This window comes from Parapedobacter sp. ISTM3 (genome assembly GCF_016533505.1).
Classification (GTDB): Bacteria; Bacteroidota; Bacteroidia; order Sphingobacteriales; family Sphingobacteriaceae; genus Parapedobacter; species Parapedobacter luteus.
In genome coordinates, this window is the sequence record NZ_JAENGN010000001.1 from 216,427 (window position 1) to 232,923 (window position 16,497).

7 protein-coding genes are annotated in these 16,497 nt (G+C 50.3%); 2 read left to right on the forward strand and 5 right to left on the reverse strand.

Annotated elements, in window-relative coordinates; all coding sequences use genetic code 11:
- The first annotated feature begins 2 nt into the window (after positions 1-2).
- A complete protein-coding gene (locus JHJ32_RS00960) occupies positions 3-1,484 on the forward strand; it encodes a sodium:solute symporter (RefSeq protein WP_079717288.1) in 1,482 nt (493 codons plus the stop codon).
- 110 nt (positions 1,485-1,594) lie between these two features.
- A complete protein-coding gene (locus JHJ32_RS00965; RefSeq protein WP_200119255.1) occupies positions 1,595-4,141 on the forward strand; it encodes a TonB-dependent receptor in 2,547 nt (848 codons plus the stop codon).
- Positions 4,142-4,252: 111 nt separating this feature from the next.
- On the opposite strand, the gene JHJ32_RS00970 is transcribed toward JHJ32_RS00965, so the two are convergent.
- From JHJ32_RS00970 to JHJ32_RS00990, 5 genes are all read right to left on the reverse strand, one after another.
- Positions 4,253-6,832: a M14 family zinc carboxypeptidase gene (locus tag JHJ32_RS00970; protein ID WP_200119257.1), complete on the reverse strand. Its 2,580-nt coding sequence runs from the start codon at positions 6,830-6,832 to the stop codon at positions 4,253-4,255.
- A 31-nt stretch (positions 6,833-6,863) separates the two neighbouring features.
- Positions 6,864-8,207 (reverse strand): RagB/SusD family nutrient uptake outer membrane protein, encoded by a 1,344-nt coding sequence (locus JHJ32_RS00975; RefSeq protein ID WP_079717286.1) that lies wholly within the window; start codon positions 8,205-8,207, stop codon positions 6,864-6,866.
- Between the two features lie 8 nt (positions 8,208-8,215).
- On the reverse strand, positions 8,216-11,191 hold the full coding sequence (locus JHJ32_RS00980; RefSeq protein ID WP_200119259.1) for a TonB-dependent receptor: 2,976 nt from the start codon (positions 11,189-11,191) through the stop codon (positions 8,216-8,218).
- Between the two features lie 613 nt (positions 11,192-11,804).
- A complete protein-coding gene (locus JHJ32_RS00985) occupies positions 11,805-13,232 on the reverse strand; it encodes a RagB/SusD family nutrient uptake outer membrane protein (protein WP_233632422.1) in 1,428 nt (475 codons plus the stop codon).
- A 55-nt stretch (positions 13,233-13,287) separates the two neighbouring features.
- Positions 13,288-16,398 carry a TonB-dependent receptor gene (locus tag JHJ32_RS00990; RefSeq protein WP_200119263.1) on the reverse strand — a complete coding sequence of 1,037 codons (3,111 nt, stop codon included), beginning with the start codon at positions 16,396-16,398 and terminating at the stop codon, positions 13,288-13,290.
- Between the last annotated feature and the right edge of the window lie 99 nt (positions 16,399-16,497).

Below are 16,497 nucleotides of genomic sequence, written 5' to 3' on the forward strand. Positions count from 1 at the left end.
GTATGACGCCGACTGTTCTTCTGTTTTTTTTGGTGGCCTACTTTGGCCTCTTGCTTGGCATCGCTTATTTTACTTCGCGGAAATCAGCAGACAATGCCACCTTTTTCGTTGCTAACCGCAATGTCAAATGGTACATGGTAGCCTTTGGTATGATAGGTACGGCACTTTCAGGGGTCACATTCATATCCGTGCCGGGAGCGGTGGGAAGTAGCGACTTTGGTTATTTCCAATTCATATTGGGTAATGCAGTGGGGTTTGTCATCATTGCCTATGTGCTGCTGCCTCTGTATTACCGGATGAATCTTACCTCCATTTATACCTATCTGGAGGAACGCCTGGGGCAGCGGAGTTATAAAACAGGTGCCATGATATTCTTGATATCGCGCACGATAGGCTCGGCGTTCCGGCTTTATCTGGTGGCCATTATCCTCCAATGGTTTATCTTCGATGCCTGGAATGTTCCTTTTGCCGTCACTATTGCGCTGTGTTTACTGCTCATCTGGCTGTATACCAATAAGGGTGGATTGAAGACCATCATCATTACGGACATGTTGCAAACGTTTTTTCTGGTGTTGGCGGTCATCCTTTCCATCTATTTTATGGCCGATAGTCTGGGGTTGGGGCTGATGGAGACCATCGAGACGGTGAAAACAAGCAGTTATTCAACGGTGTTTTTTTGGGAAGATTTCCTGGGGAACCGCATCCATTTCTGGAAGCATTTTCTTGGCGGAATATTTGTAACCGTGGCAATGACGGGTTTGGATCAAGACCTTATGCAAAAAAACCTGAGTATGAAAACCATCGGGGAAGCACAAAAGAACATGCTTACCTTTACGGGGATATTTGTGATTATCAATTTGTTTTTTTTGGCTGTGGGCGCTTTGCTGTTTAACTTCGCCGCCAAAAACAGTATCGATGTGGCCGGCCTGCCTACACCGGACTACTTGTACCCCGAAATCGCTCTGCATCACCTGGCCATGGTACCGGGTATTATTTTTATGATGGGGCTTACGGCCGCTACGTTTGCCACGACCGACTCGGCATTGACGGCGCTGACGACTTCATTTTGCGTCGATTTTCTTAATTTCAACAAACGGGCTAATCCAAATGATGCTGATTTAGTAAAAACGCGGAATCGCGTACATTTTGCCTTTTCTGTAATCATGTTACTGGTCATCATGGTGTTCAGGGTCATCAATGACGACTCGGTCGTGAACGCCATTTTCACGGCGGCGACGTACACTTATGGTCCGCTGCTGGGGTTGTTTGCATTCGGGATTTTTACCACGCGGCAGGTGACCGATCGGTTGGTGCCTTACTTGTGTGTGCTGTCGCCACTCATCTGTTATTTGGTCAACACGTACGTTATTGTGCCCCACACCAGCTACGCTGTTGGTTTCGAATTGATCATCTACAACGGCGCGCTTACTTGGTTGATGCTCTGGGGCACTTCGTCCGCCGAACGCAAACCGGTGGTCAGTTAAAGAAAGGCTTCGGTTGTATGCAATAAGCATTAAATGTACTTGGGTTAGGTATGATTTATACCTATTAAAGTCTATCGATTCAGTATAGATTTGTTGGTATAAATGTAAGCATGAATAAGCTGATCGTACCAAGTGTAATTATTCTTTTTTGGATAAATGTCGCGTGTGGCCAACAGATCTTGGTCGGCACCGTTAAAAACACCGCAGACGAACCCGTTGTACATGCCACATTAGTGGTGAAGGGTACGAATGCCTATACCGTAGCAGATGAGAAGGGCCAATTTCACCTTACGGTGCAGGTAGCTCCTCCATTTTCGTTGCAAATTAATTCGGTTGGCTACCAGTCAAGGGAAATCCGTATCCATGAATGGCCGGAAGGACCGTTGCGGATTACCCTTACCGCGGACAACGTGTTGTCGGAGGTTGTGGTAACTTCCCGGCGGCGCAGGGAGCTGTTGCAGGAGGTTCCGATACCGGTGTCGGTTATTAGTGGAACGCTGGCGGACGATGCCGGAGCATTCAACGTCAATAGGCTGAAAGAGCTGGTACCATCCGTTCAGCTGTATTCGTCTAACCCCCGTAACACGGGATTGAGTATCCGGGGGTTGGGTACCACATTTGGTCTCACCAACGATGGGATCGATCCGGGCGTGGGCTTTTACGTGGATGGTGTGTATTATGCGCGGACAGCGGCTACAACGCTCGACTTTATTGATGTTGAGCAGATTGAGGTATTGCGCGGCCCGCAGGGTACATTATTCGGCAAGAATACCGTGGCGGGGGCTTTCAATGTAACTACGCGCAGGCCAACGTTCACGCCTGAGGCTAACGTTGAGCTGAGCTACGGAAATTACGGCTTTATCCAGGCAAAAGCATCCGTTAGCGGACCATTGAGTAAAAATCTTGCCGCACGCGTTTCATTCAGTGGTACCCAAAGGGATGGCTTGCTTTACAATGTAGCTACACAAAAGCCGGTAAATGACTTGAATAACCTTGGCTTGCGTGGCCAGTTGTTATACGCTCCTTCTGAAAACCTACACGTTTTATTTGCCGGGGATATAAGCCGCCAACGGCCTGACGGCTATGCGCAGGTGTTTGCCGGCGTAGCGCCCACGTTGCGGGCTGCCTACCAGCAGTTCGAGCAGATTCTTGCCGATTTGGATTATGAATTGCCAAGTCGAAATCCGTTTGATCGGGTTATCGATCATGACACACCATGGCGGTCTGGACAGGATTTGGGCGGCATTTCGGCGAATGTGGATGTGAAGGTTGGGCCGGGTACGCTCACCACCACGACGGCATGGCGCTTTTGGAATTGGGATCCTTCCAATGACCGCGATTTTACTGGCCTGCAGGGCCTCGCCTTATCTCAAGCGCCCTCACGGCACGATCAATGGTCGCAGGAAGTGCGGTGGGCAGGCGAATTTTCGAATCGATTGAGTGCTGTTGTTGGCCTGTATGCTTTCGGTCAGGCCTTAAGGGCTGATCCTGCGCATACCGAGGAGGCAGGCAGGGATCAATGGCGGTTTTCGCAGAATACCGAAAGCCCGCTTTGGAAGACCCCCGGCTTATTGGACGGCTACGGCATCAAAACCTATCCCAGCTTGGAAACCTTTAGTGGTGCTGTTTTCGCTCAAGTGGACTATGCCGTGACGTCGCGGTTGCGTATCCTTCCGGGTATCAGGCTGAACTACGACGACAAATCCGTGAATTTCAGGCGGGAAACTTATGGCGGTTTGCAGACCGACGATCCCGATTTGCTTGCTATTAAACGGGCAGTATATAGCAACCAAGCTTTTGAGGCAGACGTTGAGGATACCAATATCTCGGGGCAACTTACAGTAGCATTTAAGGCTACAGCTACTATCAACGCCTTTGCTACGTTTGCTAATGGGTTTAAACCCGTAGGCCTTAATCTGGGAGGCTTGCCGAATGCCAATGGTCAACCGATGTTGGAACTGGCCGTCATTAAACCGGAACGTGTCAACCATTATGAGGTTGGAATGAAAGCCCAATCGACAGCGGGTACCGTACTGAACGTAGTTGTCTACCAAACGGACGTTCGTGATTATCAGGCCCAAGTACAGACCGCTGACCTTTCAGTAAATAGAGGGTATTTGGCAAACGCGGAAAAGATACGAGTAAGAGGCGTTGAGTTTGATGGGAGCATTCGGTTCAATAACTACGTTTCTTTGTATGGGTCGCTTGCCTATACGGATGGCAAATATGTCTCGTTTACCAATGCCCCACCGCCGCTGGAAGAAACAGGCGGACCCACGTTCAAGGATATTTCTGGCGGTAAACTCCCCGGTATTTCGAAATGGGCAGTATCGTTGGGAGGGGAAGCCGCTACGGCAGCCGGTTCTTTTTTGGGGCATGACGGTCAGTTCTTTTTGGGTGTCGATGGTTTTCATCGGTCGTCTTTTTCTTCCAATCCGTCGCCATCAACCTACCTGATTGTGCGTGCTTATACCTTATTGAACGCGCGTATTGGTTTTAGGGCCCTGGATGGCGTCACGTTATTTCTCTGGTCTCGTAATCTGCTCGATACGGATTATTTCGAGCAACTGTTGCCTGGAGCCGGCAATGCCGGTCATTATGCCGGCGTGCTTGGGGACCCCCGGACATACGGCATTACGTTGCGGTACGCATTTTAGGCGTAATTAAGTGCCGACGATTTGGTGCGTCGCGATCTTTTTGTGGATTTTTGTCATTCGGTGCTCAATGCAAATGCGGGCGCATTTTTGAAGATGCGCCCGCGTTTTGGGTTATCGCCCGCGCCCCCCGCCTGTGATGTGGCCCCCGAAAAAGATACTGTTGATTACCAAACGGTCTGTACCATGCCAGTATTTCCGGTATGTGGGATCATCTGAAAATAAGATTACGTTTCCTTGACCGGCGGAAGAGGCCAATATATAGGCTTTATCCCGAAATCGATCCAGGTTATGTTTGGAAATATAACCATTGACCCAAGGTTCACTGTCAAACTGTGCCACGGTCGAGAACTGATCCGCACTGGGTAGCAGTATGGTGCCGCCGTCGATATTGACAAACAACTTGCGGTTTTGAAGTCCGAATGCCACGGGGTGGGTCACGTCGATATCGGCCGAGAAGATATTGCCACTTATGCGGTCTGGCGCCGTCGCTTCTGCACGCGTCACATAATCAAGCCGCCGGGGCTTTGGTTCCCGCTTGCGCGTAGTATCCCGGTATACTTTTTCACGTGTGATACCGTTGGCGATGGCCCATTCTGCTGCGGATTGAAATGCGATGAGCGTACCGCCACTGTTGACCCAGGATTTGATGCGCTCGGTTGTACCATTATCCCACAGGTCGTTATACGACCCCCCTGTCAGAATCAAAGTTGTATACCTGGTGAGGTTTGCTCGAGGGATATTGATTGGGTCAATTTTGACGACCGGTAATTTGAGATGCTCGTTGAGTAGGTACCACACCTGTCCGGCTTGGGCCGAATTGATGCCTTGGCCAAGCACCAGTGCGACCGTGGGTTTATTGAGCGCCTGGATATTATTGCTTCCCAAGTCGATGCCTTCTACATTAAACCCGGTGGAAACGCTGTAGAATTTCAAGCCGGTATCGTTGGCAACTGTTGTGATGGCTCGGTGCAGTGAATCGCCACCGATGGATTGTCCAGCTACTGGAATAACCAGCGAGCCGTATCCGAAGTTTACAGGTCCGTCTGCCGTTTGGGACGTAAATGGCTTAAATGCCGCTTTCACGAATACCCCTTTTTCGAGCAGTGCATATAGCGCCCTCGGGGCGTTATATTCCGTCCAACCCATTAAGTAAGCATAGCTAGGCTTGTTGCCGACGATTGATCCCGATATAGTTTTAACGCTACTTACGCGATTCCCGGCCTTGACTTCGCTCGCAGATTTGGCATATTTCAGCCCATAAGCGTGGATAATGGAATAAGAAGTACTGCCATAAAAAACACTGTCCTGTATTGGCGGAGTTTCTTCAAAGATCGAATGTACCAACCGGAATTGTGGCTGCATTGCGGGCACCACGTAAGCCGAGCCCTGCTTAAATGGTTTGCCGTCGATGGTTTGGTCACCTCCAAGCTCGAATACTGCTATCCGATGACGTAAAAGCAGATCGACCAATTTTTGCGTAAGTGACTTGTCATGTTCGTCTCCGAATACATATGATTTAGTTTTGTGCGCGCGGGCTTCGTCCAATGCCGTTCGAAAAAAATCCTTTTGCAGTTTGAATAATCCGGCTTTTTCAGCGACAGCTCCTTTGATGGTGGCCAGCCCGGTAAGCAATTGATTCCGGACGGTAAATCGAAATTCCAGCAGTCCGTTTGGGGTTTCCTGTAACAAGCCTCTCGAACTGCCTTGTTCAAACGTTGCACCAACGGCCCCATGAAAATCTGGGTAAGTGGAGCCATAAATGGGTGAAAAATTATCGAAGACCTCTTTGGTGAAGTAAAGGGAGCCAATGCCATCTAATGCTTCAACGTGATATTTCGCTAGTACTGCATTGAATTCATACGAAGATTTTGGAATCAGCGGACTCTCGGAGCTTTTGGGAGTAGGCTCAAAATAATAGGTGCTGCCACCGCCCATCTCATGGAAATCGATGTGTACATTCGGGTACCATTGATGGAAAAAATCGATTTTCGGTTTGGTTTCTACCTGGGTTATGCTCAACCAGTCTCGGTTTAAGTCTGTAAAATAGTGGTTTGTCCGGCCGCCGGGAAATTGCTCTAAGTGTTCCTTATCGAGCGGATCGGCCACAGGTGGGGTTGACTTATAAGCATTGTGCCAATTGGCGGTGCGGTCGCGACCATCCGGATTTTGGGCGATGTCAATGAGTATCACTGCTTCACTCAACCATTTTTGGGTTTCTTCGCTTTGGCTGGCGGCAAGGTAGTAGGCGGTAAGCAAGGAAGCCTCTCCACTGGAGGTCTCTGCGCCATGTACGCTATAGTCTAGCAGCACCACCACCGGGGACGTGCCGGCATCGAGTTGCGGCGCTTGTGGATCAACCTGTCTGATATGTTCCTGCCGGATTTCTTCCAAACGTCCGTGGTTGGCGGCAGACGTAATTGTTGCAACTGCCAACGGACGTCCCTCGTAAGATTGGCCAATGATTTCGACACTGATTTTGTCTGAAAGCCGGTCGAGTTCTTGGAAATAGGCGATTATTCGGTCGTGGCGTGTGTAGTGCGAGCCGATAGGATAGCCAAGGAACGCCTCAGGCGAGGGGATGGACGGGTCGAACTGTGCGGTTGGAAAATAGTAGCTGTCTTGGGCTACGGCGCCATCGATAACGAGGCCAAAGATGAGTAATTGTACCAAAATGGTTTTTAGCTGCTTCATTGTGATTTCTAGCGGTTTGAAATGGTGAATATTAATAACCTGGATTTTGTTCGACATCAGGATCGGAGAGAATATCCGAAAGTGGAATAGGAAAAAGCCAAAAATTGCGATTGGCCAAACCCAGCACATCACCGGCACGCTCGGTGCGGACCAGATCGAACCAGCGGTGGGCTTCAAACGCAAACTCGACGGCACGTTCTTGTTCAATAGCCAGCAGGATTTCCGCCTGGTCATCAGAGGTTAGGTCATCCGCGTCCGCGCGTGCCCGTATGGTGTTCAGATCGGCCAAAGCACCTTCCAAATTATTGAGGTGGGCGCGTGCTTCTGCGCGGATGAGGTATAACTCGGCAATCCGGATGACGTAAGCCGGATCGACGCTTGAAGAGGTCGTGTTGTACAATACGCCGTAGACCCCCGTACCGCTACCGGCGATAAGTGCGTGGCGGGCGCCACCAATTGCTGGATTATTTAACCATTCAACAGCCCGGTCAGATGGCTTTAGTGTGTATTGCCCGCCAAAGGAACTGGGGTACCAAAGATTCCAATAGCTGTTTCGGTCGTTGACGGAAAACGAGAGCTCGAACACCGATTCCGTGCTTAAAAAAGGTTCGGCAAAAAATTGGTTGAATGGTTTCACCAGCTGGTATTTGGTGTTGTCAATGACTTGCGTAGCATAACTTTCGGCGTCTGCCCATTGGCGGCGATAAAGGTGAAGCCGAGCCCGCAATGCACGGGCAACGCTTTTTTGCGCTCGGTTTCGTGTACTGTTGTCTTCGGGCAACAGTTGTTCGGCCTCTATTAGGTCGGCCAACACTTGGTCGTATGTCTGATCGAGCGTACTCCTTCGGATGCCTTTCAATGCGTCGAGACTTTCCGTTGGCTGCAATTGAAGTTGTATGCCACCCCATCCGCGTCCCAAGTCGAAATAACCCAGCGCCCGGATGAAATAAGCCTCACCCAAAATTTTACTCTTTTCGGCTTCGGGTAGCAGCGGGTCATTGACAGTGGCTATTTTGGCGATAATGTGATTTGCAGTATTGATGGCACTGTAAATGGTCTGATAAGCCGAAACGGTGGTTACATTATCTGCCGGGATAGCATTTTGATCCAATTGCAAGTATTGGCTTAAGGTACCATTGAAAATAATCAAATCTGCAGGCATCGTACCCAACGTGGGATAGGAAGAGGCGTAATAGTTTTGTATTTCATGGTAAGCACCTGTGATTGCTGCCCTCGCCGTACTTGCATCCACGATGGCTACGGACGAGGCAAGGGCATTAGCCGGCAGTTCAGTGAGGTGTTTCTCGCAGGCACCAAATCCGAAGACTAAGGCAACGAGACCGGAGAGCATCGATTTGCGGTTAGTTAGATTCATACAGTATTTTACAAAGTTAAATTAAAACCTAATTGGATTGTCCTGGGTTGCGGCACGGTTGCCCAGTCGTAACCTGCTGTATTCTGACTTGCACTTTGCGAACTCACCTCAGGGTCTAGTCCCCCATAATTGGTGAAGGTAAGCAAATTCGTGGCTTGCAGGTAGGCGCGCAAGCGGCTTAACCCGATTTTGTTACTAACGGTAGGCGGTAAGGTATACCCAAGGGAAACCGTGCGGAGCCTGATGAATGAGCCGTCTTCGAGATAACGGCTGCTGAGACTGGCTACATTGCCGCCGTAGTTGTTGGTGGCCGAATTATTTTCAGTGGGATCGCCACGGTAGGTGGTAAGCCGCGGTATGTCCGTGATATCTCCTGATTGCTGCCAACGTTCCAATTGTCTGGGAATGAATCCGATGTTGGCTTGGGTGCCTCCATGCACCAGAAAGAAATCGTGCATATTTAAAATTTTGTTTCCCTGCTGAAAGTAAAAGAAGAAGCTAAAATCGAACCCCTTGTAGGAGAGGTTGTTCGTCAGCCCACTGGTGTAGTTGGGCAGCGCATTGCCGACAATATGGCGGTCTGCCGAGGTGATGATGCCATCGTTGTTCAGGTCTTGGTAAACGGCATTGCCGGTTTGCGGGTCGACATATAATTGGCGGTACAGGTAGAATGAATTGACAGGATACCCGGCCCTTAGGATGGAGGTGTTTCTCCCAGATGCGCCCTGCGTGATATCTGACGCCAGCTTTTCAATTTTATTCCGGTTGAAACTGATGTTGAAATCCGCACTCCACCGGAAATTGCGATTAGCCACATTTACAGAATTGAGGGCTAATTCAATGCCCTTATTGCGTACTGCACCGTAGTTTTGCAAATACGAGGTAAAACCCGAGCGGTAAGGGACGGGGACATTCAGCAATAAGTCATAGGTATATTTGTTGTAGTAATCGGCAGTGATATGGAGCCGGTTACGGAAAAAACTTAGATCAAGGCCTACGTTGATTTGACGAGTGGTTTCCCATGTTAGGTTTGGATTAGCCAATTGGGAAGGAGAAGTACCCGGTTGTTCAAGGTAATTTGCTCCTGAAGACCAAAGTCCTTGCGCGGCATATGCTCCTATACCATTTTGATTGCCGGATAGGCCAATGCTCGCTCTAAATATCAAGTCGCTGAAGACATTGAGATTTTGGACGAACGGTTCCTGCCCTGCGCGCCAGGTTAGTCCTGCCGACGGAAAATAACCCCAACGGCTGTTTGCGCCGAATTTGGATGAGGCGTCACCACGTAAACTGGCGTCCACCGTGTATCTGCCGAGATACGTATACGTTGCTTTCCCAAAAAACGAAACAAGCTTGGATTGGGCACGGGAAGAAGAACCGGAGCGCGTGGCTGCAACCGAAATATCTTTCAAATTATTGGTAGCGAAGCCTTGGCCGCTGGCAGATGTGCTTTGATCCAGCACGTTCTGCAAGGTGTTGCCCACCAAAGCATTGATATGGTGCGTGCCGTTATTGCCAAAGGTCTTGATGTAGGTGAGCACTTGTTCGTTGAGTAATACCAAGTTTTTTGTTTCTACTGATGATGCGGATCCGCCGACACTCAGTCCGGCAATGATTAGGGTGTTGGCATAGTTGTTTTCATAAACGCTGTTATTGTCTAAACTCCAGCTACTGCGTAACCGGAGTTCTGGCAGGATGGTGTATTCAGCATAGCCATTGCCAATCGTGCGCCAACCCACGGCATTATTGTCGAGATTTTCTATCAGGGCGATATGATTGTCAAAACTGCCATGGCGCGCAAATGTTCCGTCACCATTGTAAACGGGCAAAAACGAGCGCGGGAAAATTGCCGAATTGATGACACCACGGGGGTTGTTGTCGCTACTGCTCACATTCCGGTATGTACGCGAAAGATTGATGCTGGTGCCTACTTTAAGCTTGCTGGTGACCGCGTTGTCGTAATTAATCCGGCCGGTATAACGGTTGAAGCCGGAAGGTTTGACAATGGATTCCTGATCAAGGTAACCGAAGCTGATGTAATAATTGCTGTTTGCGTTTCCTCCCTGTGCTGACAGCTCATAGTTTTGCGTGCGCGCTGTACGAAATAGGTCGTCGATACGGTTGTAAGTGGCGAAATTGGCGGCGTCGGAGAACGGCAATGTAGCCGTAGCGGGGTCCCGTCCGTCGTCGATGGCTGTGTTTAGGGCTGATTCGTTGAAAAGCTGCGCCGTGGTAGCGCCATCGGTTACTCGAAATCGTTTTGCCGCTTCGGACCACCCTTGGTAGGTATTGAAGCTGATGCTGCCCTTTGTATTCTGCTTACCCCGTTTCGTGGTGATGATGACTACGCCGTTGGCACCCAATGATCCATAGATGGCGGTGGCGTTGGCGTCCTTAAGGATTTGTACATCTTCGATGTCCGAAGGGTTTAAATCGGCCAGAGGGTTGGACTGCTGTTGATTGCCCATGCCGGTTGTAATCGGGTCATTATTGCTGATAAAGACACCGTCTACGACATAAAGCGGATCCACAGATGCATTTATGGAATTGTTTCCCCGGATGCGGAAGGTCACTCCGCCTCCCGGCACACCGGAGTTTGCACCGACTTGCACACCGCTGACCTTGCCCTGTAGGAGCTGGTTGATGCCAGCTGCAGGGATCTCGTTCAGTGCCTCGGCCCTGACACTTGCGATGGCACCAACGATATATTTCCGTTGCTGTGTACTGTAGCCCGTTACCACGACGTCCTCCAGCAATGTGGCGTCCGGCTCAAGCGCTATCTGTATGGGGCTTCGCTGCACGATGACGGTATCTGACTTGTATCCGATATAGCTGACAATCAATGTATAAGGAAAGGGCTGGCCGGTTATGAGCCTAAATGCCCCTTTGTCGTCTGCCGTTGTGCGATGTGTGACACCGGCAATTTGCACGGAAGCGCCAGCGAGGGGCTCCTTCGTCGATGCGTCAATGATCGTTCCGTTCAACGCGGAATTAACTAAAGGTGTGGTTTGTTGTGCCCAAGCCCATGGAGATGTATGACTCAGGGATAAGGCGACTGTTACGCTTATCGCAAGCCATGATTTTCGCCTTAAAAAAGGCGAGGATGGAAAATGTTTTGTGTTATATTTAAGGAACATCGTTGTCTCTGTTTTTAACATAGAAAATAAGCCGGTATGCGGCAATGGTAATTCACGCTGGCATCAGCTGCCAAACGGACCTTTGAAGAAGCCGGATGAAGATAGGGGAGAAACAGCAGTGCTTATTGACAACTGCACGTGTACATGCCGGGCATGTAAGTAGCAAAGGAGGGAGTTGGCGGTTGGGTGGCGGCGGAAGCTTGGAAAGCCCCGTTCCAGGGATATCCATGCCCAAATTCGGACAAAAGAAAAACAGGTCGTATCATCTTATATTTATTTAATTACTTAAGTGTTTCCTTGATGGATGGTCGCTGTTCCTGCACCCAATCCACGCTGTCAAAAGTACGTGATCACCTGCTTCTGATAAACCTATAAATACTACCTATCGTAGGTAGTTTTCATGCCCATTCGGTAAATGGTTGGAAGCGGGAAGGGATCCCAACCCTTCCCGCTCTCTTCATCATAAGTTAGGATTGTTGTTCCATTCATTCACGGGAATGGAAAAAAGGTAATAGGGACTGTTTGCCACTAATGGGCTGTTGTCCGGGAATACCCGGATGTAATGGCCTTTTATTAACAGATGCTGACCGTTGGCCGGATAAGTAAGTGTTGACTCGCTGCGGTCGACGGCGCGTTGCAATCGCAAGATGTCGGTGAGTCGGAATCCTTCACCCCACAATTCGCGGCGGCGTTCGAGCAGGATTTCTTCGATGAGTTGCGCCGCATTGAAGGCGGTTTCTTCGAGCTCGGGCAGGTTCCGTTTCAGGCGGAGTTCGTTCAGTGCGAGGAGGGCGGTTGACAGATGGCCGAGGCGGGCTTCGCTTTCAGCCTCTATAAGCGCTTGCTCAGATGCACGCATTAAAGGAATATGGCCGGCTCGGTCGGGCTTGTTGATGAACTTTTTATACTTAAGCCACCTGTAAATCGGATGTGAGGGGTCACCTTCAAATTCAAACAGCGATTTGCGGATGTCTTGGTCGTCGAATAATTGCCAAAAATAGGGGTCGGGCATGATGCTCCGGTAGCCTGTGGGCGGAGTGACGTCAATGTAAGCGAAAAATGAAGCGCCTCCGAGATTCTGGTCGGCTTGTTGGGGGTGCCCCCATATCCATTCAACGTTACTGGCATCGTTGAAACCTTCGAGGTACTGCTGAGCACTCATAATGGGGAAGCCTTCGCGTGCCTCGCGTGCTTTCTGCGCTGCCAGCTCCCATTGCTCGGTGGCCAGATAAGCGCGAGCCATCAGTCCTTTCACCACGTGTAAGTTGGGCCGGTTTTTGATTGTGCGTTGATACGTCTCGAGCAGTTGTTCGGCGTTTGCTAAGTCAGCAAATACTTGATTGTATACGGCTTCTACGGTAGCCCGGCTTTTCCCTTCAGAAGCTGGGCTTGTTGGCTCGGTATAGATAGGTACAGCTGGCGCGTCTTTGTCTTTGGCGTACGTAAATTGGTATTGTTGCACGAGGTTGAGGTAGGCAAATGCCCGCAGTGCATAGGCTTGTCCTTTTAGCCACTTTTTTTCGTCGTCCGTACCATCGGCGCGATCCGTGTTGGCGAGAATGTTGTTGGCATTGTCGATGACTTTATAAAGTAATGTCCAGAAGAACAGCGCCCGTCTTGTGGTGTTGTCATAAGGGTCACGGAACGGGTAGGAGTCTCGGAATCCGTATACTCCGTCCCTGGCGATCGCGTCTTCGCCCATCACCTCGTTAGTCAGCATGATTGCTGCGAATCCCGGATTGTCTTGGGAGGTGGCATTTTCCATCAAATACCGGATGGTGCCATTTACCAGCGCATCGATGTTTTGGGTCGAAGAGAAGGCTTCATTGCCTGTGAGGTTATTGGCAGGAGCCGTGTCGAAAAAGCTGTCACTGCATGAGGTAGTCAAAAAGACTAGCCAAACGCATACTATAAAAGTTATGTTCAATCGTTTCATCGTCTTGTTAAAATGAAATATCCATACCAAAAGTGAATGTTTTCTGCGCCGGATAACGGTAAAAAGTTACCCCATCCACGGCTTGTTCGGGATCGAGGCCATCCGGTCCGAAAAAGGTTAGTAGGTTTTCACCCCGTCCATATACACGTAAGTGCTGCAAACCAATACGGCTGGTCCACGAAGAAGGGAATGTGTAGGCCAGGTTGACGTTGCGCAACCGCGCATAGCTGGCATCGTAAAGAAAACGCGATGATATGCCATTCCAGCCCGTGGTTACCGTGGTGAGGCGCGGTATATCGGTGTTGGGGTTGTCGGGGGTCCAGCGGTTGAGCATGTCGCTGCTCCAGGTACGGCCAAAGTTTTCGCCGTTGTGGGATAGCATGACGCGATCCAGGTCAAGTATCTTGCCGCCGAGTGAATAGGCCAATAAAGCCGATAATTCAAAACGTTTATACGTAAATGTGCTTGTCACGCCGCCGTAGAAATCAGGCAGCGAACTGCCCTGAAAATATTGGTCGGCGTCTGCAAAGACACTGGTGGTCGAACGGCCGCTTGACGCATCGCCTTTATACCAAAGCGGCTTGCCGTTTTCCGGATCCACACCCGCCCATTCGCGGATATAAAAGTCATATACCGAGCTGCCCACGACCAGTTTTTTTGTGCTTCCTAACTGGCCAACGTTACCTGAAATGATTTCGTTTTGTGGCAATTCGGTGATCTTGTTGGTGAAATGAGCAAAGTTCACACCCAAGTTCCAGCGGAATCCGCTGGCATTGACAAGAACACCCTGCAGCTGTCCTTCAAAGCCTGTGTTTTGTAGCGAGCCGATATTGTCGTCGATTTCACCGAACCCAAGTGACGGCGCCAGCGGCCTGCTGAATAACAAGTCTTTAGAGCTGCGTTTGTAGACTTCGAAGGTCCCGCTCAAACGGTTGTTGAGTATTGCAAAGTCCAGCGCAGCATTGAAATTGAGGTTAGTTTCCCACTTTAAGCCCGGCGTGGGCAAACGGGCAGTAATTAGCCCCGCCTGGCCAAGGCTGTTGTATATCGAATAAAGGTCCTGGTAAGCATAGTATCCCCCCAAGTTGTCGTTTCCTTGTGCGCCATAGCTTGTCCGTATGGTCAGGTTGTCGAGCCACGACACGTCAGCGAGAAAAGCTTCGGACTTGGCGTTCCACGAAGCGCCCAAGGACCAGAAATCGCCCCAGCGCGACTCAGGGCTGAAGCGGGAAGAACCGTCTCGCCTGAAGCTGGCCGAAAAGAAGTACCGCTGGTCATAATTATATTCCAGTTTGCCGAGGAAACTGGCAAGCTTGTAGTTGTCGGACAAACCGGTGAATGCCGTGATGAGCGAAGCCGCGGCGGGTTCTTGCTTGCCAGAAAAGCCAAAGTTACTGCGCCCACCGGATAGCGACGACACGTTGTAAACATAAATCTCCTGCCCGGCCAGTATATTGACATGATGCCTTTCGGCGAAGTCAAATGTGTAATCCAACAGGTTGTTGAATGTATAACCCAACGCCCGAGAGGCGCTTTTGGTGACGGAACCCCGGTTTGCTACTCCGCTGCCGAAGTCCGGATTGGTATACGAATGGTTCAGAGCGTTGGTGTAGTCGGCATTGATGCTGCTTTTAAAATGTAAACCAGGGACGAGGTTAAGCTGGACGCGGCCGCGGAAGGTGATGAGATCCCGCTTATTATTGTGCTTGTTAAGATAAGCCTGTCCAAGTAAATTGGTTCCTGCCGATGCCGTGCTGGGACGGTAATTGCCAAAATCGTAGATGCGATTGCCGTTATGGTCAAGTTTGTAAGAGCCATCCGGATTGCGTTCGTATAGCGGATAGATGTTAGCTATTAGTCGACCGATGTTGGCGTAATTCCCCGTGTTGCTGTCGGACTGCGGTGGTGCATCTTGGTTAGTCGTAGACGCGGATATGTTGACGCCCGTTTCAAACCAGCGATTAACCTTGGTGTTGTAGTTTACCCGGGCACTGAGTCTGGTAAATTGTGAACCGATAATGAAGCCTTGATCCCTGAGGTATCCTCCAGACACAAAATAGCGGGATGAATTGCCGCCGCCGCTGATGCCGAGATCGATTTGGTTGCGCATGCCGTTGCGCGCCAGGGATTCGGCCCAATCATCATTCCATAATGGGGTAGCTCCAGCCAAAAGGCGACCATTACTTCCCACTGGATTGGGGTAGCTTGGTCCGAATGGGTTTATCTTCAGTGTATTGACGAGTTCATTGCTGGCGTATTGCGCCGCTTCTTCCGGGGTTTTCCCTTGATCCAACTGATTGTTGCGCAAGGCCTCCCATTGCAATTCGAAATAATGCTGTGTGCTCAATTTACTGTAGTCTTCTACAGCCCTGTTGGATATACCCGAATTGGCGTTGAGTGTCACGGTCGGGTTGGCGTCGAAATTTCCTTGTTTAGTGGTGATGATGATGACGCCGTTGGCTCCCCTGGACCCATAAAGTGCGCTTGCCGCGGCGTCTTTCAATACCGATATGGATTGGATGTCGGCAGGGTTGATTGCGTTGATATCGCCGGCGTAGGGTGCGCCGTCCACCACGTAGAGCGGGGCACTGGACGCATTGACAGAGCCGATGCCGCGTAAGCGTATTTCGGCGTCGCTGCCCGGTTGTCCGGCCGAGGCTACAGATTGCAAGCCTGGTACAAGCCCCTGCAACGTCCGGCTCACGCTTGAAACCTGCTGCTTGTTGATCTCCGTGGCGCTGACCACAGATGCTGAACCTGTATAGGTGGCCTTGGTAGCGGTGCCATAGGCGACGACCACTACTTCACTGAGCGCACTGTTGACCGGGTTGAGCGACACGTCCAATGTGCCCGTCGTGGCTAGTAGTTCACGTGATTCATAGCCGATGTAACTAAAAACCAACGTGGTGTTGGCGGCAACATGAATGGTATATCGGCCGTCACTGTTGGTAGTCGTAGTGGTTTCCGTACCCTTTACTACGATATTGACACCAGCCAGTGGCTCATTCGTGTTGGCATCGCGCACTTGTCCCTGAACCGTCTCCTGCCCGGCCAGCCCAGCCGTGGGATTGACGATTAACCCGATCAGGCACGATAGGATAAAAATCAATGGTTTCATATTTATTTGTAATTTTTATTAAAATATGGTCAGCGCATTTATTGGGCAAAGCTCACGCAAGGGAGGGATAATCGTCCCTCCTTGCGGCTGCCTTTTTGC

Excerpts from the sequence above, each read along its gene's own strand:
- JHJ32_RS00965 (WP_200119255.1), top strand. The coding sequence starts at position 1,595 with ATGAATAAGCTGATCGTACCAAGTGTAATTATTCTTTTTTGGATAAAT.
- JHJ32_RS00960 (WP_079717288.1), top strand. The coding sequence starts at position 3 with ATGACGCCGACTGTTCTTCTGTTTTTTTTGGTGGCCTACTTTGGCCTC.
- JHJ32_RS00990 (WP_200119263.1), bottom strand. The coding sequence starts at position 16,398 with ATGAAACCATTGATTTTTATCCTATCGTGCCTGATCGGGTTAATCGTC.
- JHJ32_RS00975 (WP_079717286.1), bottom strand. The coding sequence starts at position 8,207 with ATGAATCTAACTAACCGCAAATCGATGCTCTCCGGTCTCGTTGCCTTA.
- JHJ32_RS00970 (WP_200119257.1), bottom strand. The coding sequence starts at position 6,832 with ATGAAGCAGCTAAAAACCATTTTGGTACAATTACTCATCTTTGGCCTC.